The sequence below is a fragment of the Shewanella sp. WXL01 genome, from assembly GCF_012263345.1.
GTDB classification, from domain to species: Bacteria; Pseudomonadota; Gammaproteobacteria; order Enterobacterales; family Shewanellaceae; genus Shewanella; species Shewanella maritima.
The window spans coordinates 271815-298313 of sequence record NZ_JAAIKQ010000001.1 but is presented as its reverse complement, the minus strand read 5'-3'; the positions used below and the strand labels follow the sequence as shown (position 1 = coordinate 298313).

Genomic DNA, 26499 nt, shown 5'->3' with positions numbered 1-26499 from the left:
CAAGTGATTTAGTGCGAAACCATTTGCCGATAAAATAGGGTAAGTTTTCAAGCAATAGATTGCCATGGCTTTATCACAACAGCAGCGCCAACAAATACTCGACCTCACCCAAGCAAACAGTATCGCTGACATTCAACTCATCCAGAACCTGTGGAGCGGTTACGGACAATTACTGCGTCTAAGTTTAAACGGCGGTAAGTATTCAAGTGTTATCGTAAAGTACATTGCCATTCCCGAGTCACAGCTAGCTGCTAAACCTCACCCTAAAGGTTGGAATACCGAGCTGTCACACCAACGCAAGGTTAACTCTTACCAAGTGGAATACGCTTGGTACAAGGAGTTTGCCAAGCTGTGTAGCAGTGAAAGTTACCTGCCTCAATGTCTGCTAGCTGAAAAACAAAGCAACAATATGTTGCTGGTATTAGAAGATTTACATACCAAAGGGTTCGATAAGGTCATCAGCCAAGCTAGCCACTCGCACATTTCAGCTTGCTTGTATTGGCTAGGGCAATTTCAAGGACATTTTTTATGGCAACAGTCGACTGCCGACAAGCCCTGCATTAACGATAAATTATGGCAACAAGGCGGTTACTGGCATCTCGCTACACGTCCGGATGAATTAGCGGCGCTCGCTGACAACAAGCTTAAACAAGCGGCACACCAAATTGATGCGCTATTGAGTCAATGTGACTATCAAACCATTGTTCATGGTGACGCTAAACTGGCTAACTTTTGCTTCAATCAGCAAGGAACACAAGCTGCGGCAGTCGACTTTCAATACGTGGGTTATGGCTGCGGCATGAAGGATGTAGCGCTGTTTTTAAGTAGTGTGCTGACATTTGATGAAACCGATGAGCAAGTTGAAAACTACCTTAAGCTTTATTTCAACTCATTAAGACAAGCAGCTAAACAACATCAAGGCATCGAGCTAGATGCGCTTGAAAGTAGCTGGCGAGCACTATTCCCTGTCGCATGGGCTGACTTTCAACGTTTTATTAAGGGTTGGAGCCCGCAGCATGTGAAAATCAACCCGTTTACCGAGCGCCTAACTCAACAAGCATTAACCTCATTACCCAAACTCATGGCTGAAAATAGCGAGCGACTAGGCAATAGATAAGCGAGCTTTAGCTAACGGTAATTGAGTGCCAAAGTGCTAACACTTGATCATTAACACATCGCATACGGTATCACTAGGCAATATCATTCAAAAGTAAACAATTTGGGTAATTAATTCGATAAATCAACTACCTTGGTATAGCTTTAAAGGTATTGTTGGATAGAACGTGCCCTTATGAAAACAGCTGATGCCAGTAGCCTAGTAACCCTGTTTTTCTCTAGCATAATGCTGGCAGTCATCTTTTTTATGGCCTGGCACTCTATGGGCAAACAGCGTTTTGCATTATTCTTTTTTGCCTCATTTGCTATCTCAGCCGTCATGTGGGCCATCAACCTCGCCAAACCCATCTTTGGTCAGGTGAGTTTTTATTGGTCGCTCGTCACCAGCTTATCCATGATAGCCGTATTGCTCGGTACCTGGGGGCATAAGCTCAGAGCAAACACCAGGCTGTCACCCTATGTATTTATCGGGCTATTTATCATTGGGTTTAGCGGTACCTTTTACTTCAGTGCAATAGACCGTCATGCGGGCTTGATGATGTCATGGTACTTGTATGTAGATGTGATTTCCTTGCTGCTCTCAAGTTGGATTATTTATCGTCATCGAGTCAAACCGCGCCCAGCTGAAATTGGTGCTGCAGTTATCCATCTAATATTTGCGATTTGTTTGGCTGTTGCTGCTTCTATTGCGCTCGCGCAAGGCAGGCAATTCGACCCTGAGCTAATTGCGTTATATTCCATAGTGAACTTTACTGCGCTGCCCGCCGCCTATGTCGGCATGTCAGTATTTGTGTTGTATATGCTCGCGTCTGATCTTGCTGAAGATATGAAGTCACTGGCGATGACTGACCCTCTCACCCAATGCCTTAATCGCCGCGGTTTTTTCGAGCAGGCGCAGCAGCAAATCTACCAATACCATCAACGTAAGCAGCATATATGCTTGATTTATTGGGATATAGATAAGTTCAAAAGCATTAACGACAACTATGGTCATAGCGCCGGCGACACCGTTCTCATCACCACTACGCGTCGAGTGCAGCGCCACATTAAACGTCATGACTTAATTGGGCGTTTGGGCGGCGAAGAGTTTGTCATCTTAATTGCCCGAGCTGAATACCGCGATGCGGTGAATGTTGCAGAAAGGCTGAGGGTGTTACTCTCCAAAAGACCGGTAAAAAGTGGCAAAGTTAAAATTCCAGTCACCGCCAGCTTTGGTGTTGTCGATATTCCGCCTAGCTCGCCCGAGTTAGAGAACGCCATTAACCTGGCTGATAAAGCCGTATATTTAGCTAAAGAACAAGGGCGAAATCAGGTGGTATTTAGTCAAGCTTAGGTTTGAAGTAGTTAAACGCTAAACCCACTTAACATCAGCATGCATACTCATAAAGAGATAGATATTTAACTACCGAATTTTATTGAAGAAAAACTCTGCAACTTTTTACTTAACGCTATACTAATACTCACATGGATTGTTATTTAGCTTAAGTAAGGAAGCGTGCATGTTTAAATCTCTCAGTATTAAGCAGAAACTATTTTTACTGCCGATGATTATCGCCGTCGCCCTCATTGGCGAGGCGACTCTGGTGACTTACACCTTAATGCAGAACGAGTCTGACACCTCAATCATTAATATTGCCGGTCGTCAGCGTATGTTAACCAAAAAATACTCGGCTGAAGAACTATTCCACGCTGAATATCTCGACCATAAAATGCCAGCCCCGCTTGCGGCGTCTCACACGGTCAACCTATATGAAACCTCTCTAAAAGCGCTTAAGTACGGCGGTAAAACTTACTCAGATTTATCCATGACCAAACCAATCGAGCTGCCTAAAGTAGACTATCAGCCATTTCTAGAACAATTAAAGGTGGTTGAGGGGTTATGGCAAGAACAGTTAAGAGTCGCTCAAAAGCTTGAGTATGACTTTAACTTACAAACGGCCGATGAGTTTCTAATCGCCAACCACAAAGCGCTGGGCGCAATGAATAAAGCCGTTGGGTTATTTGCACAGCATTCGCGCAGTAAACTGGATATCTTAATCTGGGAAAGCATCATACTGGCCGTTGTGATCAGTATTTTGTGTATTGCGTTTGCCCTCATGATCATACGCAACATCACCACCACTATTAATTTGCTGGTTGGCATTAGTCGTAAGATTGGTGAGGGTGATTTAAAGCAAGACCCAAAACTACTTGATGCCATCAACGGCAACGAACTTGGCCGACTGGCACAAAATATTGAGATCATGCGGCAATCTCTGCAAGACACGCTTGGTGAAATCCAGCTTGCTTCAAGTAGTATCAACCTTTCTTCAACCCAGGTATCTGATTTATCGTCACAAATTAACGCAGCCAACCATACAGAAAGGCAGCGTTTTGAGATGATCCACAGCAACTCTAAATCACTAGATCAATCCACAATTAGGCTTGTTGAAATCACCTCAGAAACTCTGGATATGGCAACCCAATGCAATCAGTTATCAACCGAGGCATCTGAGCTAGTGACCAAAAACATCGCCATGATGAAAACCACCTCCGATGAAACCGAAAAAGCCACCAACTTTATTCAAGAGCTTAGTGACACGGCTGAGCAGGTCTCAGGTATTGTCGACTCGATTCGCGCGATTTCTGAACAAACCAACCTACTAGCACTTAACGCCGCCATTGAGGCTGCTCGAGCCGGTGAGCAAGGTCGGGGCTTTGCTGTCGTCGCCGATGAAGTTCGCGGACTGGCTGCGCGAACGGGTGATTCTACCGATGAAATTGCCAAGTTGATTAGTCAACTTACAGAGGGCGTTAAGCTGGTAGTAAACAGCATGGGTGAAGTATCTAGCCGGGTTGAGCAAAGCCGTAACACCTCGAAACAAACAGCTGAAGGTATTATTGAGGTTACCGAGCGAATCCAACAAGTGGCCACCGCCCAACAAAGTATTGACGAACAAGTAGAGCAACAAAAACAGCAACTCGATGAGCTAAAAAACACTCAAATAGAGCTTGAAGACATTATTAACGAAAGCCACAAAAAATCCCGCACTTCGACCCTTGTGGCGAAGCAGCTTTCAAAAGTCTGTATTGATATTACCGAGGTGATTCAGAAGTTCTCGGTGGACGTAACCTTGAACTCCACTAAGAAGAAAGATGACTGTAACCGCGCACACCCAAGGGTGAAGACTGGCTTGCATTATGAATTAACTCAGGGTGATAAGCACATTCAGGGTTTAACCGATGACATCAGTTTTGGTGGTACGCGTTTAATACTACCTGCTGGTACTCATAACCTTGATGAAAACCAAACCGTCACAGTCGATATAGACTATCTATACCAAGGTAACAGCAAGCGTATGCGCATTGGTGGTCGTATCATTCACCAGCATCAGCCCAAATCTAACAAGCTATTGTTGCATATCGATTTTGATACCCCTAATTCCAGCCAAACACAAGCACTGGAAGAAATCTATTTCGAACATCAGCACAGCGGCGAGTTTAAACATGGCTAATAGCGCACAGTTAATCGCGTATGGATAGTCGCATACAGCTAGTCGCGTCTAGTTACCCACACAGATTCGCTCTAACCTAAAAACAAAACCACCTCGAGTCAGAGGTGGTTTTTACTTATGTGCTCTAAGACTAACGTTGGTTACTCCCAACACAAAACTGAGCTAACCGCGCTGAATGGTCAAATCGGCCACATAGCCATGTTCGGTTGCCGGCAGCGCTTGAATCAGCATAGTTGCGGCTTCATCTGCGCTCATAAAACTTGATGTATCGACATGCTTACCACTTGTTGGCCAAAAGCCTGTATCCATGCCGCCAGGGTAAACTGCAATTAGCTTCATTGGTAAGCCTTTAAGCTCCAACCGTAACGACTCAACAAAGCCCCTAGCCGCCCATTTAGCCGCGCAATAAGTGGTTTCTCCCGCTTTACCACTCAACGCTGCGGTAGACATCACAACCACTAGCTTTATCGGTTTGTGCTTAAAGTGCATCACCAATTGCTGCAGCAACATAATAGTAGAGGTGACATTGTTATCAATCAGCTCACGAATCGCTTGTGGTTGCTGCTTTTCAAGCTCGCCAAAATAGCCACTGCCAGCACAATGAATAACTTTTGCAAGCATCTGCCCGTCGGCTTCCATTTCATGGATTTTCTCAATCAATTGCTCGACTGATTCATCCTGACTTAACTCGCAGCTAAGCGACTGAATACAAGTATTATTATCAGCAAACTCTGGTGCAGCTAACCTGCAGCTTGCCAGTGTTTTTTGCAACCGCTCTTGGCTGCGCCCGGTTAGCAATAACGCATGGCCTTGCTCTGCATATTGCTTTGCAACTGCCGCGCCTAGGCCGCTGCTGGCTCCAGTAATTAATATCATCTGAATGTTAACTCCTTAACTTGGGTGTAGTACCAATCTAGCGGCTAAATTTCAGCATCATCTTAATGCGCTAAAACCGTTACTTAATGAAGCAAACTTAATACGACTAATTAGTTACAAAAGTGTTGATATGTAATAAGGTTGTTAGATACGTTTGCCCGATGCTTGATAAGCAGTAAAGCCGTTAACTAACGAAAATTACAGAACTTATTACTCGCTGCGGCGTTATCGAGCTCACGCTCAATAGTAAAACCATTTTCATTCATAAAAAAAGGGACTATTTATGATGTTTAGCCCAAAACTAAAGTTTTTGCCGCTAGCTCTGGTAACAACACTTGGTTTATCTGCTTGTGGTGGCTCTTCAAGCGACATTTCAGGAAATAACAATAACAACGGCAATAATAATGGCTCTAATGAGTTTGAGTGGGTAGCAGGACAGTTTACCCCATACCGAGATCTGGCTCAGGAATGTTCTTCGACCAATGGTATTGCCGAAAAGTTATGGATGCGCTCTTGGAGCAATGATACTTATCTTTGGTATGACGAGATTATTGACCGCGATCCAGCTAACTTCAGCATTGAGGATTACTTCAATGTACTCATTACCAACGAACTTTCAGAATCAGGCAACCGTAAAGACAACTTCCACTTTTCTATGCCAACCGATGAATGGCAGCAGCTAAACCAATCTGGCGCTTCATTCGGTTATGGCATGAACTACAGCTTGCGTAATGCCAGTGCCACAACCAGCCGTCAAGTAACCGTAACCTTTACCGATCCTAGTACTCCTGCTGCTACTGCAAACGTTAGTCGCGGTGCTGTACTTGTTGAAATTGACGGCGTCAATGTGGCAAGCGCTGCGACTCAAGCTGAAATAGACATATTAAATGCCGGACTATTCCCAACCGACAACGGTAAACAGACTGAATTTGTTGTTCGCGACCTGGGGTCGTCACAACTAAGAACGGTTAACCTTACCGCGCAAACTGTCATTGCCACACCAGTACAGAACACGAAAACCATTCAAACTACGTCAGGCAAAGTGGGTTACCTGCAATTTAATACTCATATCGCCACTGCTGAGCGCGGGCTATATGACGCTTTCACCACGCTAGCCAATGAGGGCGTTGATGACCTAGTGATTGACCTGCGTTACAACGGCGGCGGCTTACTAGCCATTGCAAGTCAAATGGGCTATATGGTCGCGGGCGAGCAAGCCACAACAGGCAAAACTTTTGAGCAAATGCGCTTTAATGACAAATACCCCAATAGCGATCCTGTCACCGGTGCAACACTTGAGCCTACGCCATTTATCCCTATTTCGTTAGGCTACAACGAAGACCTCTTAGGACGTGGTGTTGCACTACCTAGTCTAAATTTAGACAGAGTATTTGTACTGACTACTGACAGCACTTGCTCAGCGTCTGAAGCCTTTATGAACGGACTACGTGGTATCGACATTGAAGTGATTCAAATTGGCGACACTACCTGTGGTAAACCTTATGGTTTCTACCCAACCGACAACTGTGACACCACCTACTTCACTATTCAGTTTAGAGGTGAAAACCAAAAAGGCTTTGGCGACTACTCTGATGGCTTTATGCCATCAATGAACCCTGTCATTTCAAGCCAGGTTCAAGGTTGTGTGGTTGAAGATGACCTAAATCATGCGTTGGGCGACAGCAGTGAAGGGTTGTTAAGCGCTGCGCTACATTACCGCGCAAATGGCAGCTGCCCAGCGGTCGCACAATCTAAAGCTCTTGCTGCTCCTGCCGTGCCATTCGATGACCCTGGTTACATGCTAGAAGACACGCGCAAACAAAGCCTGTGGCGCAATAACCGCATCTTAACGGATATCAATGGAGCGCAATGATGCAATTGATTAGACCTTTCGCTGGTGTTGCTCTTGTTGGCGCTGCAGCTATTAGCATTGCCACCCTCACCGCTTGCAGCGCAAGCAGTGATCAACAAGCTGTAGCTCCTCAAGCAAGTAGTCAACAAAGCGCAACTGTGCAACAGAATACAACCGCGGCGGATAAAATGGTGAGGAAGAAACCACAACCAACGCCGGCATTAGTTGCCAAAGCGACAGATAAGGGTCATCTTGAGTTAAGTCAGGCAATTGCTAGCCTGCTTGAGATTGAGTCAGTGCGAATCGCCAAATCGGCATTTACTCAAAGCCATCAAATCACCCTAGAGCACGCCGCTCACAAGGATGCTAATGGCAACCCCATCATGGGTAGAGTGATGAGTAAGCCTGAGCAATTTAGCCTGTTCATCGAGTTCGGTCAGTGCGTGGTGCGCCGCGACAGCAACCTTAAGACTGTGGTGTTGAAGCAAACTCAATGTAAGTTTCAATAATGGTTTAATTTCACCATCTTTAGATACAAAAAACGCCGCAAATGCGGCGTTTTTTATGACTTAACTCTTTATTAAAACAAAGCTAAAACCTAAGTGATTAATTGCGAACTAAACAGGCCTATCTGCTGGTCGGAACTTTCGTACAACTGTTCGAATCTGAATTATTAGCGTTCTCTCTCTGCTTGAAACAACGCTCGCATACTAACCTAAAAAACGTGACTTAATCCCACTTGTGTATTGTTTAAATGCGACAAACCTCACTCAGCTCTCAGTTTAGGGGCTGATTTCGCTCAGTTTTAGTTCAGTTTGTAGCAATTAACGTCAGATTGAATACAATGGAGTAAGTTGCAAATCACTAAAGTAGATTTTGTACACATAGTACTGAGCAAGACGGTCATATCGCTCAATCCACTAACCCTAGCTGATTGGAGAGCACCCAATAATGGACCAAGCAAAAATTTTGATCATTGATGACGACCCAGTATGTGCGGGTCTACTGCTGGCAATTTTAGGTGATGACTACCTAGTAATGAGCGCCAACTCTGGTGAAGGTGCAATTGAACTCCTAAATTCAATGACTCCCGATCTTATCTTTCTCGACATTGCCATGCCAAACATTAACGGCTACCAGGTGATTAAACACATTCAGCAAACCACTGAAACACCGCCACCAGTAGTGGTGATAAGCTCGCTTGCAGAAGCGTCAGACAAAGAGTTTGCTCTTAAACTAGGTGCCAACGGCTACCTAACTAAACCTATCGTGCCAAATGAAATCCAAGGGATTCTAAGTCACTATCTATAACAGCACTGTTTTTCTTTAGATAGTGCCCAACTCAAATTTTGCTAACGCTAGCGCCAAAGATGTAAGCAAAGTTTGAATGCTCACCGCACGAATAAACTAAAGGCTGCCAATTGGCAGCCTTTATTATTTTACTTGCAAGCTAGTGCTCAGCGCTTACTGAGCACCTGGGGTTGCAAAGCGTCCCATCCAATCTTGAACTTGGTTATACCAATAGATTGAATTGTTTGGCTTCATAATCCAGTGGTTCTCGTCTGGGAAGTAAATCATCTTCGACTCAACACCACGGGTTTGCAACGTGCGGAACAGCTCGAAACCTTGACCTACGGGCACACGATAGTCTAGTTGACCATGCACCACTAAGGTTGGAGTTTTGAAGTTCTTAGCATTGTAGTGTGGCGAGATAGACTTGTAGATCTCTGGGTTATCCCAGTAGCTACCAAAACGCGTGCTATGGACTGAGAAATCAGCCGCCATTTGCGAGTACATGTTGTATACCGCAGCATGGATAAATAGCGCGTTGAATGGATGCTCTTCACCTAGAATGATTGAAGTTAGGTAACCACCATAACTGGCACCACCAGCCACTAGGCGGTCGTTATCAATCCAGTCTTTTTGCTGGAACCACTCAGTTGCTTTAAACACATCTTCAAGCGACTTGTTTTTCCAATCAGGGTTAATGCTGTCGGCAAACTCTTGACCAAAGCTGCTAGAGCCGTGGAAGTTAGGCCATGCAGTCACATATCCCCAAGATGCAAAGGTTTGCGCATTCCAGCGGAAATGGAAACCATCAGAAATCGCATTGTGTGGACCACCGTGGATTAGCATCATCAACGGGTACTTCTTCGACTTATCAAACCCTGGAGGGTAGTGTACCCACATTTGAATGTCGTCACCGTTGTAACCCTTGTAGGTCACAGACTCATAAGTGCCCATATCAACATCCGCTAAGATGTCGTCATTAAACTTATCTAGGCGTGTAGTTTTGCCATTACGCTTGTTGATTTTAACGATACGCGCTGGGTATAAGAAGCTGTCGTTTGCAGCGACCAAAGTGCCGTCTTTAGAGATTGCAGGTTTACCAAAGTTAGTTGCTTTAGTAATTGGCTTAACTTTACCGTTTTTAGCACTGATGTGGTAAATACGGCGAGTCGCAGCATCATCAATCGCGCTGTAGAAACCTTTACCGTCGTCAGTCCAAACAAAGTTAGTCACGCTGCGGTCAAAATCGCTAGTCAGCACTTTCTCAGTACGCTTAGCCATATCTAGCAGCACTAGGTTTGAAGTATCCGCATAGAAACCCGGAATTAACTGACGCGTAAATGCCAGTATTTTACCATTAGGGCTAAAGGTTGGGTTAGCGTCTGGAGCGTTGTTTTTTGGGGTTAAGTTTACCGCTTTACCGCTACCAATTTTCGCAAGAAAGATATCAATTTTAGGGTCAACTTGGTTGTCCCAACCATTGCTGTTAAAGGCAATGTATTGCTCTTTCGGGTCAATATCATAGTTGCCAGCACTTTGAGATGCGCGCGGTAACTGCTTGCCTAGTGGCTGAGTAATCGCCTCAACGTCACCACCTAGTGCAGGAATACGGAATACGTGGGCTTCACGATCTTCTTCAATCCAGTGATCAAAATAAGAATAAGGTAGTGCGTTCCACTGCCTTGCTGACACTTTATTGTCTTTATTGGCTTTTAGTTGCTGCGCCATTTCATCCCAGTTCTTGCCTGGGAAAACACGGCTAATAAAGTAGATGTGCTTACCTACCCACTTCAAACCTTTTACGCCACCAGGTACGTCAGTTAAACGCTGTGCTTCACCCGCTTGCTCCATTGGCAGTAGATAAACCTGACCAGCTTCGTCTTTATCACGCTGACTAATAAAGGCAAGAGTTTTGCCATCTGGTGAGAATACAGGCTCGCTTACACGCATACCTTTAGCGGTTAATGGGCGCTGAGTTTTACCATCTTCGTCAAATAACCAAAGCTGTGTGGTGCCTTTATCTTCAGGCACATCATATTCAGTTACTGGCGCAATAATGTGCTCGCCATTAGGTGAAATAATTGGTGACCCAACTCGGCTTAGCTGCCACAAGACATCAACCGACAGGGTTTTATTTGCTTGCTCTGCCACAACCATAAAAGGCGTGAGCAGACACATAAGCAGTATCCCGACTTTCTTCACAAGTGGTCTCCTTGAAGTATCCATAATTCATTATTGTTATCTAACCTGGGTTCAGGTTGTTTGCAGCAATCTGTTTAGTGCTAACTAAATGTTGCCAACATCACTTAAAGACTGTTGTATACAATAAGTTTAATCGATCGCGTCGACAGTATAGCTGTAAAAGCCCTAACGCGGGTACGACCATTTTAGCCAGATTGTGGCAAGGTCACACTCTAGTCTAGCTAACTGAAATGATACTTAATCACATACATCATCCACAAGCTTGTATATACAAACCAAGACACTGATTTTAAGCGGTTTAATTTTGATATTGTAAACAACAATGCGTAAGCAAAAGATACATTTGCTTACGCTTTTCGTCCATTGGGTTGAATGGTTTTAAAACTCATCAATCACATTAAATGCGCGATACTCGTCATAGGCAAACTGATCTGTCATGCCACTGATGTAATCTATCAATAAGCGAGTGCGGAAATAAAACTCGCGGCATTGCTCGTCATCAATTTGCGCAATCAACGCATTGTCATCCATCGCTGCTTTGTATGCTGCAACGTGCTTAGAAGATAACTTTTTAAATAGCCGCTTAGGGTAAATCGGGATATTTATGTCGCTAATATCTATCCCCTTTTCAATAGCACCAGACTTTCCGTAAGCAAGCAGGGTAAACTGTTCACCAGATAACGCGAGCAAAGGCTTATAGCACGCCATTAAACCACTAATTACCCGATACCCTTGCAGCTCCCTAGCCTCTACTTCTGCATGACAAAATGCCTGCTCTAGCGCCACTTGCTTAAAGGTTTCTACCAGCATGTGGTTAACGCTGTTATCTTCAATCAGTGCCTGATTAAGGGTGCCATCAAACACGGCTTGAAGGTTATCGACAAAACGTTTTTGTGCATGTTGAGGCAAGCGCTTATTCACTTCGACCCGCAAGAATACAAAGAACATGCTGTCGTAACTGCCTTCGTTCTTACTGGCTAGATACGCAGCTCTATCTAGCATCTGCTGCATCAAAGCTTGTTCGCTTTTGCTTAAATGTGTGCTCAGTTCGGTAAACTTATCAAGTAAGGCCTGACGCATTTGTTCAACACTCAGTACGTCTTTCTCAACCGCGTCTTCTAAATCAGCAATACCGTAAGAAATATCATCAGCCGCCTCCATGATGTAGGCAAACGGCGAACGGCAACCTGGTGCGATACTTAAGGTGCTAGTTAACTTGTCGATGTAGTCGATCTCAGACAGATAAAAGCCGACCTTCTTTTTCAAGTAGCTTTGCGGGTCAGCACTACCCTTTTTCAGCTTTGGCTCAGTGCCGCAGCGGGTGTATTTTAAAATGCCTGACGCTTGTGAGTAGGTAAGATTGAGTTTCAACAAGGTATGGATCAGGCGAATGCCTTGCGCATTGCCCTCAAAGTGGCATAAATCGTTAGCGATTGTCGCAGGTAAATTCTTACCAGACATTTGCTGATAAATATCGCCTAAATGATTTTCTAACCAGTCAATTAACGCCGCCTCACCAAAGTGACCAAATGGGGGATTACCCACATCGTGCATCAAACATGACATCTCAACAATAGTTTCTAACTCACGAGCAAAACTAGATAAATCGGTATTTTGATAGTTTTTTACCGCATCACAGACAAGCTGGCTGATATAACGCCCTACCTGTTGCACTTCCATAGAATGGGTCAACCGGCTACGCACCGCGGCATTGCGCTCTAATGGAAAAACCTGAGTCTTTTGCTGCAGGCGCCGAATCGCTGCTGAATTAATAATACGACCACGGTCGCTTTCAAACTGCCTCAAAATCGGCGCAGACGACGCTTTAAATTGGATTGGTCGATCAATTTTAATTTTACGGCTAAATTCGATTGTCATGGCGGCACGCGTGAGTCTAGTGAGATTGCAATCAAACTACCTTACAAGTGCATGTCAATCAATGATTTGCGACTTAGCCAATCGAAAGCATTTGGCTAAGCCACTAGTTGAACTATCTGCGGATGTTATGAATAGCGTCGTTATCAATCATCGCCTGCAACTGTTTTAACGACTGCTCTGTTTGCTGTTGTTCTTGAGCTAATGTATCAAGTGGCGGCTTACTTACATGCGGTACTCGCTGCTGCTTTTTGAGGTAACGGTTGTGTTTAGTCTGCTTGTTCTTGCGGCTTTGCGCTTTCGATTTCTGGCTTGAATGAATCAGAATCAGGCCAAAGCAGATTATGATAAGTCCCATCAGCAAGTTAACAGAGATAGCTAACACAATACCGAAAAATATAAGTAATGCAGCCATAGCATCTCCCATTAACAATTAGTACTCTCTGTGGCTTAAGAGCAGCATGAACAAAAACAAACAGATAATCTGTTTATCCCGCCCATCCTAGGGAGTTAAAAATCACTACGCATTTTCACATTTCTTAGTAAAAAATAGTGATGATTATTTTTTACAGCGATAAAAAATCCAGATAAACCAAATAAACTACACCACAACGAATGAACAACAATCGCAACACAAAGGTCTAATTAATCAGAGTGTTGCAAAAAAAAGCTAGATCAACTCCCTAACTTGATTGAGTGCATCAACAGCAAAACCCTGATCATAAAAATAAATAACTTCACCTTGCTCGTTGAGTAACACTACCCGTGCGTTATTAGGACTTTGGTTACCCGTTAACGCCTGCACCAAGGCGCCATCTTGATAAATCGTGACTACGCCTTTCCATAATGGCTTAGGGATACCTGCGCGCATACCGTTATCAATCATGGTGCTGAACATGCGCGGAAACATGCCCTGAATTGTGGGTAGCTCGTACACATCAACACGAGTTTGGGTCATGTCCAGACCTATCAACCAACGGTCAATATCGAACTGGCTATCTTGCTTATATCCGATCAGTAGTAGCGTTTTTTTGCCCAGCACATCGTCAGGAAACACCATTTCCTGTTGTTCTAAACTGGTACCGCTCACTTTAGGAAAAACCTGCCCGGTAATATCCTGATTAGGATATTGAGTCGCGCAGCCAGTTAACACTAATGAAGCTAACACTAAAATAAATGTAATGAGAATACGCTGCATAGAAACTCCCTTTCGAATAACTCTTAAAAGTGAAAATAATTAATGATTTATAGACCCACTACGTTACGAGTATCAGATTAGTTTAAGTGATTAAGTAAAAAGTAAACACATGGCTCACAACCACGGACAACAGTGCAAGTAGTCGCTACTAAATATACTCACCCTACCGCACTCTCAAAAACCAAGTATTAATGATAAAATAGCCACAACAACGCAAACTAGATTAGGTAACACGATGAACCCAATTATTGCCCTGCTTAAAGAGCACAACATTAGTGATGAGAAGATTAACGAGGTATTTCAGGCATTAACTGAGAACCCTATGATGGCGATGAGCATTATTGGCCAACTTGGTATTGCACCTGAAAAGCTACAACAGCTAATGGCGATGGTGATGCAAAACCCAGCACTGATTAAAGAAGCCACTGAAGAGTTAGGTTTAGACTTTGCTAAAGTGCAGGAAGCACAAAGCAAACTAAATCAATAGAAGCTAGACCAATAAATAATCAGCTAGCGCTAGACGTTGAAGCTAAACATTGGCGGTAACCGACGTTTACGCCTCAGCACATAGCAATACCAATCTAAAAGCCAGCATCTCGCTGGCTTTTTCGTATCTGCAACACGCCAAATGAACTCAAATTGAGCTAGAAAGTTGCTAATTGCTCGCCTCATCGACTAGGAGATCAAATTACTATCGGGCTAATTCTTAATCTCGATCACAATATTGTAATACAATAGTATTGTAGTATTCTGAGCAGTTTAAGAGACTTGAATAAGATCTTTGGGGAAACCAATATGAAAAAAATCTACCTAAGCCTATTAGCAGCAAGCGTTATCGCAGGTTGCTCATCTACCGCACCTGCGCCACAAGTAAAGCATGAGTTTAACTACGACTACTCAAAGTACAATCTAGACCCAACTAAAGCCCCTGCGCAAAACTTTGATCTATCTAACTGGAAAATCACCTTGCCAGAAATGACCACTGAAGGTTCTCGCAAAGGTAAAGCGTTAGAGATCAACAAGCATGAGCTTAGCAATCAGCAAACACCTTATATTCACCCAGAGTGGTTCTACACGGATAGCAAAACTGGTGCACTGGTATTCGTATCTCCAAACCAGGCTCCAACAACCAAAAACAGTAAAAATACTCGCTCAGAACTGCGCGCCATGCTTGCCGAGCAATACAATGACCCAAAAAACAACTTCGTAATCAAATCGCATCCTCAAGCCAACAGCTACGGCGCGATTGGTGGCCAATTAAAAGCAACACTGTCTGTAGACCAGGTGAGCACCAGTGGGGAATACCGTAAAAACAACGCCTTTGCGGTAGTCATTGGTCAAATCCATGGTTCAGACAACGAGCCATTAAAAATCTCTTACCGTAAACTGCCAGGTCATGAGTTTGGCTCATTATCTTGGAACTACGAACTAAACCCAGTACCAGACCTGCAGGATGCTCGTGATAGCAACGGCAAAAAGCTACGTAAAGATATTCGCCACAATGTATTTGGTAAGTACAACCTACGTGAGCACCACGACGATCCAAAAGACGGTATTCGTTTAGGCGAAATCTTCTCTTACGAAGTCAATGTTAAAGACAACATCATGCACCTAACTTTCACTAAGAACCCAGGTGAGAAAAATGAGATCGTCAAGACCTTTGAAGTTGACCTAGCCGAAGGTAACTACAAAGGCCATGAAGTTGACCAGGGCTATGGCGACGACTGGATGTACTACAAAGCCGGTGTTTACAATCAATGTAATACCAAAGCGAGCAGCTCAAACTGTGAGTGGCGTGGTATGGAAGCAGGCGACTATGCTAAAGCTAGCTTCTACGAGTTAGAACTCAATCAATAGCACTTAGTTACTGGTTGGTTTACTAAACCAGCAGTCGCTAAATAATAACGTAAAGCCCATCGCTAATAGCCATAATAGTGCCATTGACGATGGGCTTTTTATTTATCTCGCTATATTTCTTTACGTATTTATTCCTATATTACTTTAAAACACCTTTAACGATATGAGCGAAACCTAATTTAGCTAACGAATCTTTTAAAATAATAATTAATAAATATTCAGCTAAAAAATATAATTACTCCAAACTTAAAACAAAGTTAAAAACACTAAAACCAAATATCTAAAAATCATCCCAATTAACCCCCAGATAAATCTTAAGATAAAATTAAGCATTGACAAAACAAACCATATGTATAAGTAAATTTGGTTATAGATCACAAAACAAAATAGCAAGCTTATTACAAACAAACACTTACCCATGCACGTCCTATATAAAATCAAATTCTAAACAACTAAATGATTGTTTAAAAACAAATTATTTAGCGAAAAATCAACTAACGATTTATTTAGACCAAGCTCACATAACATGCCAATTAAAAGCCTGTTTAAGAAACAGGCATGTTACTTATATGTTTGCCGGCAAAACAAAATTTAACAATAAGCCAATATTTACTTTTACTGAATGTGAATAAAGATGATGAATATTCACTTGGAAAAGTAATTAGGAGTGATGATGAAACTACAAAAACTCGCAATTGCTGTAGCAGTGATGACCGCACTTAGTGCTTGTGGCAGCAGTGATGACGATCCAATCACTTGTAAGGATGGGGAAATATTAAATCCTGACACAAACGTCTGTGAACCTGAACCTGAGCCAGAACCAGTCGACTACTACAACAGTGACAACTGGAAGGAAGCCTTCCCTGAGCAGCATGAGTCTTGGGCGAAAACTGCAGAAAATAACCCTGAATCAGGCAAGCCAACCGACTTACTTGAAGCCAACCCTAACCTAGTTGCGGCTTGGGCTGGTTATGGTTTTGCTAAAGATTATAACCGTGCTCGTGGTCACCACTTTGCACTTACAGACATTATCACCACACTGCGCACTGGTGCGCCTATGGTGGGTATGGACGGAGAAATTGTTGGTGAAGCAATGGCAGCTAGCTGCTGGTCTTGTAAAACCACTGATGTAGCACGCTTGTATGAAGAAAAGGGTGAAGGCAAATTCTCTAACAACGGCTGGTCTGTTTGGGGCGATGAAATGGGCAACACCATTGGTTGTTCAGATTGTCACGACCACGGTAAGAGCGATTTACGTTTAAGCCGCCCTTACACAGATCGTGCAATGACCATTATCGACAAAACCTTTGCGGCGCAAAGTCACGATATGCAATCTAGCCAGACTTGTGCTCAATGCCACGTTGAGTATTACTTTGACGGCACAGATGAGAAGAAAGTGCGCTACCCATGGGACTTCTGGGTACCAGGTGTTGAAACCGACTACGCTGACAAAGTTGCCTACCAAGGTACCGATGACTTGTATAAAGGCTTTGCAGCTGAGGCTCAGCTAGCTTACTTTGACGACAAAGGCTTTAAAGATTGGACCAACGCTATCTCAGGCGCGCCTATGTTAAAAGCACAGCACCCTGAATTCGAAAACTTACTTGACCGCACCAAGGAAACACACCCAAGCCCAAGTAATCACCTCGAATTCAGCTGTAACACTTGTCACATGCCGAAATCTACCAATGCAGAGGGTAAAGAGTACTCTAACCATCAGGTGAATTTCTCAATGGCTAAGTTGCCAAGCGACTGTACAGGTTGTCACACTGAAGGCGGTATATTCGACATCAACAAAATTGTTGAAGAACGCAAAGCTGAAATTGACGCGCTACGTTTTGGTGAAAACGGTACTGACTTACGTCTAACTGAAGTTCACTTTAAAGCGCAAGCGATTTGGGCAGCCAACAATATTGAAGGTTTAGATGCTGGTAAATCAATTGGCGAAGCTAAAGCTAACTATGAAGCTGCATTAGCTGCAGGCAATGAGCTAGCAACTGACATGAATAGCCTGTTAGTTAAAGTGCGTAACGCACAATGGTTCTGGGACAGCGCAACCGCTTCACATGGTATTGCAGCGCATAACCCTGCCGAAGCTAAGCGTCTACTGACCAAAGCTAACACTGTCTTAGATGCCGCAATCGCTGAAGCAGACACCTTACTAACTAAGTATGGTTCTAGCTACACGTTTGATAAGACCATGTACGATTCTAAAGCTAAACTGCAACCACTTGCAGGACTAAACTTGGATCAAATGAATGCAGACAAAGAAACATTCATTAAAGAACGTGTTGAAAAAGAGTGGCCTGCAAAATTAGAAAGCTACTAATTATTGACGGCTTTTATGGCTAGCTTAGTAAGTGCAAATGAATGTTCCCAACCTGAAAGCACAAACTAAAAGCAGCTAGCCATCAAGACTAGTCAATAAGCTAGAATGCTTACGCTCGATGCCAGTCAGAGATATTACCTTTGACTGGCATTTTTGCTTATAAACAGAGGCGTTCAATCGCTTAGAACAAGGCTCAAATAGCAGTGAGATAATTATTCCACGTTCAAAATAGCTAACATACATATAAACCACTTTTACCAATAAGAATTAAGGAGTAAACATGCTCATATGCTCGTACTGATTAGTATAAGCTCGCAGTTATTGCCATTATTGCGTAAAATTTGCTCCGCATACGTTATTAATGGATTGATTATGAGCAGCAAACGGTTAGCCCACGTACTCCTACTAAGTTTCACTTTTATTGCCTGTTTAACTCAGCCAGGCTATGCCTCAGACATAAACCTCAAAAAAGTTTCTGATGCAGAAAAGCGCAGTGAAGAAATCGCTGAAAGTCAGTTATCTTTAGGTTTAACAAGGCCTGGAGAAACGCCTCTTTCTACCATGATAGCGATAACCGAGGCTGCCGAGGTAGGAGACTGGCAAACGGCAGCCGAGTATGCAGACCTGCGCTTTTTGCCTAAATCAATGAGCGCGGAAAAAGGCCCAGAATATATGCGTAAGCTGGGTATTCTGTGGAGCAAACAACAGATCCTAGACCTCTCGCAAATTAGCGACTCACCAACAGGTCATGCCAACGACAAACTGCCAAGTTATCGCGACTTAATCGGTACCTTAGAAACTCAGCAAGGGCCAGTACCCGTGTACTTGCAACATGTACCTGATGGTAAATCAGGTAAGGTTTGGAAGATCTCCAACGCTACAATAGCCAAAATACCTGAGCTGTGGAGCGAGTTTGGCTACCACCCTTACGCTGAAAAACTTTCGCTAATGTTGCCCGAGTTTTACCTGATGCATATGGAGAACTGGCAAGTCATCGTATTCTTCAGTGCTCTATTCTTAGGCTGGTTTGCTAGTGGGTTGGTGAGCTACGTGGCTAAGCGAATTGCCCAGCGCTTTGAGCAAAAAATATCGGGATTAATGCAGTTTTGTGGTCGTAGTTTACGTTGGTTTATTTACCTCTCATTCTTGCAACACTTAGCTCTATCATTGGGACTATCGGTTCGAGCTAGGGTATGGTTCGACAACAGCACCTTACTCTATATCGCTAACACCATACTGGCACTCGGTATCATTGAGCTTTACTGCAACTACAAATCTAAACAGCTGCATGCTCAAGACAAAGGCTACAGCGTTGCTTTGCTCAGACCACTGGTTGCGATTATCAAAATTATCGTGGTCATCATTATCTCGCTCATGTGGTTGCAAAGCTCAGGCTATAACATGGCAACCGTATTAACCGGCTTGGGTGTAGGTAGTTTAGCCATTGCGTTAGCGGCGCAAAAACCACTAGAAAACATCTTTGGCGCGCTCACCTTGTACGCAGCGAAACCGATTAAACCCGGCGACTTTTGCCGCTTTGACAAAACGCTCGGCGTGGTTGAAGAAATTGGTCTGCGCTCAACCCGCATCCGTAAGCTAGACCGCACTGTGGTGCACATTCCCAATTCAATTTTTTCCTCAAAAGAGCTAGAAAACTTCTCGGTAATTGACCGTCGCCGTTACAAACACGACTTGCGTATCAGCCTTAATACCAGCAAGCAGCAATTACAATTGTTACTGATGGAGCTGCGCAAACTATTGCTGTCACACCCAAGAGTGCTAGCTGAGGCCCAAAGAGCTAGGTTTATTGGGATTGAGCGTGACGCGTTTGTGGTTAACGTCAACGCCTATATTGATACCGGTGACATCAACGAGTACTTTGCCATCGCAGAGGACTTGAATTTTCATATCCTAAGTATGCTTAATCAACTCGATGTGCACATTGCACCAATAGGACAAAATGTGGTGTTGCAACGTGCCGATAGCGCTAACCTTGAAGTTCAACGTCAAGCAGAGCAGCTAGTACAAGAAATGATTGAAGACAATCAACTCCCCTTCCCCAATTACACAGAAGAAGAGCGCAATGCATTTAAAGGCTCAATAGAGTATCCACCTACAGGTAGCATTACTAAGCCAAAGGATGTGGTGCGTTTTTCAAAAGAAGATGAAGAAACCGAAATACGCAGCTAGACCAATATTGCTGCGGTTACGGCAAATATACAATGCACAGCTTACAAATTGTTTGTTGTGCATTGTAGGTTTAATCGGTACTAAAACTGGTACTTGATACCAACACGGCTACGAAGCTCGCGTTTGTCTGAGGTAGCGCTAACAGACACATCACCTACCTCAAACCAAGGGCTCCATTTTCCCTGACTGTAACGAACGGTTAGGTTGTTTTCATAATTAGAGCGGCCGTTGTCATACAAATGATAGTTGCCATCTGCAGCATAATACTGGTTTAACTCTAAAGCATATGCCCAGCGATTGTGTTTGTAACCTAGGTTTGCGGTATAACGGTGGCGAAAACGTTTAACGCTTTCATGAGGTTTAACGTCCAAGCGGTAACGAGCGCTAATGGATAAACCATCAACGGATAAGGGTTTGTAGGTTAAGCGTAACTGTGGTTTATAGGTTGCATTGTCGCCACTAAACTCGACCGGCATACCAGGGATAAGCTCCCATTCATCTGCTAGCTTAAACTTGTAGCCAGTATCAATTTCAGCGCCAGTAGCCTCTACTCCGTCCATAAAGCCACCTGTTGGGCTTTTAAACTTTAGCTCTAATGACATTGAGAGGTTTTTAGTTGGTGAGCCCCCCATCTTCATGCGGCTAGCATGCTTTTGCGAGTCGTTCTTATACTCATGACGGAAATCAACCGAAATAGCCGACGCATAAAAACTCGCCATACTGACAGGTAAAGCCACCATTAAAGCAATAACTAAAGCTAACGAACGCTGCATACTTGCACCCAATATTGTATATAACAGAGGAGTATTTAATTTGTATTACAATAAGAAAATATACTCTTTCCAATATACGAGCATGCATTCTGTGATCTAGGCAGTTCAATCTGCTAGTAACACCGCATAGTGCAGACAATTCGTTTACATTAGCACAACACTAAATAAGCAATACATACATAAGTCATCACTTAACAAGCAATAAATCCTCCCTCAAAACCAACAAGTTTGGGTCAGAGTAAAAATAGCCAAAAACAAGCCAATTTCGCAATCAGCTTCAATTTTATGAAATCAGTAAGATATTGAAAAATAGAAAATAATTTAGATAACCGACGAACAAGCTAACTGGCGAGCAAAGTAAGATTTAACATTTTACTCTGACCCAACCTCCCTTGCTTTAGGCTCAATGAGTTGCAACTGCTCGTCATACATGGACGTAAGCAAGGGCTCACCTTTGGCGTTGACGCTAAACAACCCATATTGCGCAGCTTCATATAACTTTGCGTGGCCTTCTTGAAAGAAAAACGCGTTGGTTGCAAACTTCACTCGCCCATCACGAACTCGGTATTGCACTCTTAACTGCTGCGCCTTTAATGGCTGACTAATTTCAGCCGTTGATTCAATAGCAGCAAATTGAGCCACACCATGAGTGTCTACATCTACAATCACGTAGCCTTGCTGATTAGCCAGAGATTGCCAAGTTAATGACCGCTGCTCTTGGTCTGACGTTATGGATTGCTCCTCTAACTCGTCACGGATCTGATTAGCCAGCTCAAAACGCAGCGCCATGTAATCACCCTGCATTAGCGACCTTGGGTCAACAGGGGCTAATTTGAAAAACACCTTATCTCCCGATATTAAGTGCTGCTCTTTAACGTAGATTTGCCAATTGACTAACCCCAGCATTAACACCAAAGCAGCAAACACCAGCCACCAGTGACGTGCACTTGCTCGTTCACAGTGGTGCGCATCGTCAATTCGCCTGTGACTCGTTTGCCTATAGTTAGCCTGTCCATTATCAGTCAATGTTGGACTCCTCCATGTTAGCCCCAACCTGCTCGGACACTGCGACATAACGAAGCATCCCCCAGCGAACGATAAGTAATAATGCGCCTGTCACCAGCAAGATGCCTGATTTAACCACTAAACTCACATCTAACCAGTAATAATAGGCACTCATAAAACTCACTAGAGCTAACACTCCCGCACCTATAAGCAAATTATTACTCGCAGACATTCCCAATAACATCACCAAAACGCCGACAATTAAGCCATGAGCCTGCATCGTCAACATCGCGAGTAAGCCTATGATTATTAGTACTGCAGCACGAACGGTGACGGGTATACCTGAGTAGCGACTGAGTATGGTACGTGTAATGAAAAGTGCCACTAGCCCCATCAATAAATCCCCCATCCAGGGCGATGTAAATGCCGCTTCGGAATAACGAAAACTCACCTGCTTGATCCAGTTATACTCAAACACAAGAAAACAGGTTTGCAAAACACTGATAAACAGCAAACCATAAGCAACGGCCATACGATGATAACCAGCACTGGATGCCGCAAAAAGCTGGTACCAGCGCGGAAGTGGGCGTTTATACAAGTCAAACTCAGTCAGAATCAAATAACTGGCAAGCGCAAAAAGTAGCGCCTCAGCTAAATATGGCAATCCCCACAGAGACATGGACGCCATTAAACACATCCCGGCCAATGCCGCTGAGCAAAAGCGATGTATCGCGTTAGGCATCAGCAAGATCAACCCAAACTGCACAATACTGGCAATGACAAAACACGCCTTAGTATCAAAATGTTCAGCAAAGCCAATCATCAACACGGCTTGCCCAGTGAGGCTCAACGCCAGCGCTAAATGCTCATAAAATTCGTTCCCCTTGCGAGCAAATAACACACCTGCAGCCAAAATAATCCCTGGACCAACGATAAATGGCAGCGCATCTTCTTCAAGCAAGAAGCTCAAACTCAAGAAAATAAACCCAAGCAAGAACAAGGCAGCGAGCCAACCCGCTGCAGCGAGTAACAGTTTTACAAACCAAGGCGAGTCCACATCTTCACAAAGCGTTGGTTTGTCGCCAGTCACCAGGTCAAGAGTGTATAACTGCTGCCACATTTCTAATGCTTGCCTCATTGCTGCCACTCCCGATTTAACTTACGTAACCACACCGCAGAGCTAGCTGCCATTGCAATAATCGACATACCTATAAATAGAAACGCGCCACCGTCCAACCTACTCAATAAGTGATGGACCAAGAAGCTAATAATCACCAGATTGACCGACACCAATGCCAACGCCACCATAAATAAGTCTTGTCGCTTGTAGATGTAGCCCCAATACATTGCCAGTAACCATAAAGACCAACCAATAAACGACTGCCAACCAAAGTCTTCAAAGTTAACAATGGTTCCAATCATAAGTATGGTTATTGGCACCGCCGCATATATCGCTATCAACCTTGCAGACCATGCGTTTTTCATCCAAAGGCGCGAGCGGCTAAAATACTCCCAGCAAGCTATGGCGAGTGTGTTTAACAGCCAAGCATGCCACAAACCATTGAGCTCAGGCGTGCTTAACCAGCCAAAGTCTCCTCTAAAATTCATGTGATAGAGTGACGCTGCAACATTCAACAGTGCTAACCACAGCACCCATAGTGGCGCAAAGCGACTCACAATAACCCAAGGGGTGACCAACAGCGCCCAGTTAAAGAACAGTTGCCAGGGGTCGGCCCCAGTTTGGTAAGTTTGACCAAACAAAGCTAATAACACGCCCAGCAGTATTGCCGCTACAAATAAAGGGATTTGATTAATGCCTGGCTGTACTATGCCAGCCGCTTGCCCGCCAAGGTTGGCAGATGATTGAGTGGTAGATGAGCCACTATGTAGCTCAGAATTAAAACGGCGAATTGAGCCTTGTTGATGAATACAATCTTGCTGAGTGCAAGAGTGTTGACGGCTAGAGTTAGCTGCGCGGCTTATTTTTATTTTGTAGAGCGTATAGTAGGCTATTACGCTTAACACCAATAGCACCTCTACCAGTGCAAACTTAGCAAAACGTCCCATTTCTGCCCAATTATAGGCAATAAAAAACAGCACAGAAAAAACGAGTGACAGTGTACCTAGCCAGAGTAAAGTTCGGTCTAAAAACTTCAACCAGTCATGCATTTGTGGGCGAACTTCGGTTGCAACCAACGCCTGCTCGACTTTTTCAGGCGCAATTGCATTGTGCTCTAGCAAGGAAATAACCTGCTGACGATTTGAAGCCATATCGAATCCATTCTCTATCTATGATGCTTTACAAAAGCGTAATACCAATCGGTATAAATAATCAGTCAGAGGTTTCGCAGGAAAAACTGCTTTAAACAAGGCAGAGATTGCAGCGAGCCAGTTGTTCTAACTTCAAAGCTTCTAACCAATTGATAAGCCATTTTAAACAGTAAGAGTTAACCGGTATGAATGGTCACACACTTTTGCTGATTGGTATTAGCTGCGTTTGCGTTCAAAAACATTGATAACAACATCGATTATCTTTGTTCAAAACCCAATTAATTACAATGTGTTAAACAAAGTTTAATGGATTAATATTGGTATGAGCGACTCATGAGCCAACCGAACTGCTATTCAACATTAGTCAGTGATGTCAAACACACCTTAACCCGCTAACTGCACCTGGTTTTTACCACTGGTTTTAGCCTGATATAAGGCATCATCAGCAAGGTTAATCATCACTTCAACACAATCCTGGCTTACGGACTGACCAGCAAAGATGTGATAACTACTGCCGGCAACACCTAAGCTTGCGCTGATTTGATGCGTTCTAGGCAGTTCGCTACATTTAGTCCGCTCAATCGCCACGCGGATCCGCTCAGCGTGGAACTGTGCTTGCTCCTGCGAGGTGTTTGGCAACAGCACAATAAACTCTTCGCCACCCCACCTAGCTATCACATCACTGCCACGGCATGCTTGCTTGATTGAGTTAGCTACTGCCTGCAACACTTTGTCGCCAACATGATGACCATACTGATCATTGATGCGCTTAAACAAATCGATGTCGATTAGCACCACCGACATATCAAGTTGCTCACGCTCAATACTCGCCAACACCGGCTTGATTTGGGTATGAAAACCACGGCGATTATTAAGCTGAGTAAGAGGGTCTGTACGGGCGAACTTTTCTGCCACCAGCTTATCAATTTGCGCCTTACGAAATTGCCCTGCCAGAATCGATGCCAGCAAGATGGCCTCCACCGCCATGCCGACTTCAATCGCTTTAAAGGTATAGTCATTGTATGGCACCAAAATGCCAGCGACTGCGAGGGTCGAAACCGTAATACAAATCGCTGCAGTGACGGAAGACAATATAAACGTCATCGCAAATGGCTTTTTGGCATAGAGCGCTCTCACCCCCATAGCAATGAATAGCAGCACAAAACAGGTGTTAAGGAAAAACGCCAACACCATAGAGAAAAACAGCTGGCTAAATACAAAGCCAACCAACATCCCTAATGGAATATACAAGGTGGTGCGCAGTACAAACTTATCAAGCTTTGGCGCATATTCTTTGGTTTGCAGCAAGGCGCGAGCAAAGTGCAAACCCGCTACGCTGTAAGTGATCATCAAAAAGATATCGAGCCAATCTTGAAAATATGGCCCAAAGTCATAGGTAATAATGGTGTGTAATTGCCCAGTGTAGGACAAGCTATTAGTAACAAAGCCGAGTAAATATAGACCGTACAAGCCATATTCTTTACGGCGAATGAAGAAGTACAGCACCAGGTTATAAAGTGCTAAGGCAATCATAATGCCGTAAAGCGCGCCGTACTGGTAACCACTGTTAATATCACGGTTAATAGCATTTTCAACCGAGCTAAACTGCAGCGGAATCGCCATAGGTCCAAGGGTTTCTACCCGCATGATCACCTGAGTGACGCCCGGCGGATACACATACTCAAATGCGTAGTAGCGATACGCCATAGGCCTTTTCTCAAAAGCATAGCCATCACCACCAGCGACATACTTAACCACTTCGCCATCGCGTATAAGCCAAGTATCAATATAATCTAGCCAAGGGGTTTCTGCAGATAAACGGTATAGCTGGCCAAGATCGGAAGTATTACGGATCTCAAAGGTCATCCACACTGGGTCAACATTAATTCCTAGTGAAATCGAGTTACTGTTACCTTGCGTCAGCTCATCACTAGCAAACCTCAATCTGGCTTGCTCAAGCGAGATAATCCCATCTCGCTCGCGAAAATACTGAGTGTGTTTACCCAGGCTTCCCTGACTAAAGCTTGGAATAACAACTGTTTCTGCATTGGCAAACGGTAAGATACTGGCGCACAGTAGCAACATCACTAGCAAAATTTGCCAGCTATGAACTGAGTGAAGCTTGTCCTTACTTGTGGTCACAGTCCGTTATTCCCTTAATGGCCGAATAC

At 43.9% G+C, this 26499-nt stretch carries 20 protein-coding genes; 10 read left to right on the top strand and 10 right to left on the bottom strand.

Features of this window, described 5'->3' with window-relative positions:
* The first annotated feature begins 64 nt into the window (after window positions 1-64).
* The 3 genes from G3R49_RS01205 (at window position 65) to G3R49_RS01195 (ending at window position 4610) form a co-directional block, all read left to right on the top strand.
* Complete coding sequence (locus tag G3R49_RS01205) at window positions 65-1117, top strand: phosphotransferase (RefSeq protein WP_167868402.1); 1053 nt, start codon at window positions 65-67, stop codon at window positions 1115-1117.
* Window positions 1118-1291: 174 nt separating this feature from the next.
* Window positions 1292-2449, top strand: a complete 1158-nt coding sequence (locus G3R49_RS01200; RefSeq protein WP_167868401.1) for a GGDEF domain-containing protein — start codon at window positions 1292-1294, stop codon at window positions 2447-2449.
* 166 nt (window positions 2450-2615) lie between these two features.
* Window positions 2616-4610: a methyl-accepting chemotaxis protein gene (locus tag G3R49_RS01195; RefSeq protein ID WP_167868400.1), complete on the top strand. Its 1995-nt coding sequence runs from the start codon at window positions 2616-2618 to the stop codon at window positions 4608-4610.
* 162 nt (window positions 4611-4772) lie between these two features.
* On the opposite strand, the gene G3R49_RS01190 is transcribed toward G3R49_RS01195, so the two are convergent.
* Complete coding sequence (locus G3R49_RS01190; protein WP_167868399.1) at window positions 4773-5486, bottom strand: SDR family NAD(P)-dependent oxidoreductase; 714 nt, start codon at window positions 5484-5486, stop codon at window positions 4773-4775.
* Window positions 5487-5769: 283 nt separating this feature from the next.
* Here G3R49_RS01190 and G3R49_RS01185 point away from each other — a divergent pair, with 283 nt between their 5' ends.
* The 3 genes from G3R49_RS01185 (at window position 5770) to G3R49_RS01175 (ending at window position 8649) form a co-directional block, all read left to right on the top strand.
* Complete coding sequence (locus G3R49_RS01185; RefSeq protein WP_245335216.1) at window positions 5770-7359, top strand: S41 family peptidase; 1590 nt, start codon at window positions 5770-5772, stop codon at window positions 7357-7359.
* Window positions 7356-7847, top strand: coding sequence for a hypothetical protein (locus tag G3R49_RS01180; RefSeq protein WP_130599075.1), 492 nt, complete (start codon window positions 7356-7358; stop codon window positions 7845-7847). The genes G3R49_RS01185 and G3R49_RS01180 overlap by 4 nt, the downstream gene beginning before the upstream one ends.
* Before the next feature lie 442 nt (window positions 7848-8289).
* Window positions 8290-8649 carry a PleD family two-component system response regulator gene (locus G3R49_RS01175; RefSeq protein ID WP_167868398.1) on the top strand — a complete coding sequence of 120 codons (360 nt, stop codon included), beginning with the start codon at window positions 8290-8292 and terminating at the stop codon, window positions 8647-8649.
* A 153-nt stretch (window positions 8650-8802) separates the two neighbouring features.
* Here the strand turns inward: G3R49_RS01175 and G3R49_RS01170 are convergent, their stop codons facing one another.
* The 4 genes from G3R49_RS01170 to G3R49_RS01155 all read right to left on the bottom strand — a co-directional run bounded on the left by G3R49_RS01170 (window position 8803) and on the right by G3R49_RS01155 (window position 13903).
* Window positions 8803-10830, bottom strand: coding sequence for a S9 family peptidase (locus tag G3R49_RS01170; protein ID WP_167868397.1), 2028 nt, complete (start codon window positions 10828-10830; stop codon window positions 8803-8805).
* A gap of 378 nt (window positions 10831-11208) precedes the next feature.
* Window positions 11209-12708 (bottom strand): dGTPase, encoded by a 1500-nt coding sequence (dgt, locus tag G3R49_RS01165; RefSeq protein WP_167868396.1) that lies wholly within the window; start codon window positions 12706-12708, stop codon window positions 11209-11211.
* Between the two features lie 112 nt (window positions 12709-12820).
* On the bottom strand, window positions 12821-13120 hold the full coding sequence (locus tag G3R49_RS01160; protein WP_167868395.1) for a hypothetical protein: 300 nt from the start codon (window positions 13118-13120) through the stop codon (window positions 12821-12823).
* Between the two features lie 255 nt (window positions 13121-13375).
* On the bottom strand, window positions 13376-13903 hold the full coding sequence (locus G3R49_RS01155) for a hypothetical protein (RefSeq protein ID WP_167868394.1): 528 nt from the start codon (window positions 13901-13903) through the stop codon (window positions 13376-13378).
* A gap of 235 nt (window positions 13904-14138) precedes the next feature.
* Here G3R49_RS01155 and G3R49_RS01150 point away from each other — a divergent pair, with 235 nt between their 5' ends.
* The 4 genes from G3R49_RS01150 (at window position 14139) to G3R49_RS01135 (ending at window position 20279) form a co-directional block, all read left to right on the top strand.
* Window positions 14139-14390 (top strand): DUF2999 family protein, encoded by a 252-nt coding sequence (locus G3R49_RS01150; RefSeq protein WP_167868393.1) that lies wholly within the window; start codon window positions 14139-14141, stop codon window positions 14388-14390.
* Window positions 14391-14698: 308 nt separating this feature from the next.
* Window positions 14699-15760, top strand: a complete 1062-nt coding sequence (locus G3R49_RS01145) for a polysaccharide lyase family 7 protein (RefSeq protein WP_130599089.1) — start codon at window positions 14699-14701, stop codon at window positions 15758-15760.
* Between the two features lie 673 nt (window positions 15761-16433).
* Complete coding sequence (locus tag G3R49_RS01140; protein WP_167868392.1) at window positions 16434-18089, top strand: ammonia-forming cytochrome c nitrite reductase subunit c552; 1656 nt, start codon at window positions 16434-16436, stop codon at window positions 18087-18089.
* A gap of 372 nt (window positions 18090-18461) precedes the next feature.
* Complete coding sequence (locus G3R49_RS01135; RefSeq protein ID WP_167868391.1) at window positions 18462-20279, top strand: mechanosensitive ion channel family protein; 1818 nt, start codon at window positions 18462-18464, stop codon at window positions 20277-20279.
* An 80-nt stretch (window positions 20280-20359) separates the two neighbouring features.
* Here the strand turns inward: G3R49_RS01135 and G3R49_RS01130 are convergent, their stop codons facing one another.
* The 5 genes from G3R49_RS01130 to G3R49_RS01110 all read right to left on the bottom strand — a co-directional run bounded on the left by G3R49_RS01130 (window position 20360) and on the right by G3R49_RS01110 (window position 26470).
* On the bottom strand, window positions 20360-21052 hold the full coding sequence (locus G3R49_RS01130; RefSeq protein ID WP_242620364.1) for an oligogalacturonate-specific porin KdgM family protein: 693 nt from the start codon (window positions 21050-21052) through the stop codon (window positions 20360-20362).
* A gap of 372 nt (window positions 21053-21424) precedes the next feature.
* Entirely contained in the window at window positions 21425-22078 is a 654-nt protein-coding gene (locus tag G3R49_RS01125) for a GDYXXLXY domain-containing protein (RefSeq protein WP_210147074.1), read from the bottom strand.
* A complete protein-coding gene (locus tag G3R49_RS01120; RefSeq protein WP_167868390.1) occupies window positions 22071-23195 on the bottom strand; it encodes a DUF4401 domain-containing protein in 1125 nt (374 codons plus the stop codon). The genes G3R49_RS01125 and G3R49_RS01120 overlap by 8 nt, the downstream gene beginning before the upstream one ends.
* Window positions 23192-24328: a DUF2157 domain-containing protein gene (locus G3R49_RS01115; RefSeq protein WP_167868389.1), complete on the bottom strand. Its 1137-nt coding sequence runs from the start codon at window positions 24326-24328 to the stop codon at window positions 23192-23194. The genes G3R49_RS01120 and G3R49_RS01115 overlap by 4 nt, the downstream gene beginning before the upstream one ends.
* Window positions 24329-24712: 384 nt before the next feature.
* Window positions 24713-26470 (bottom strand): diguanylate cyclase, encoded by a 1758-nt coding sequence (locus tag G3R49_RS01110; protein ID WP_167868388.1) that lies wholly within the window; start codon window positions 26468-26470, stop codon window positions 24713-24715.
* Between the last annotated feature and the right edge of the window lie 29 nt (window positions 26471-26499).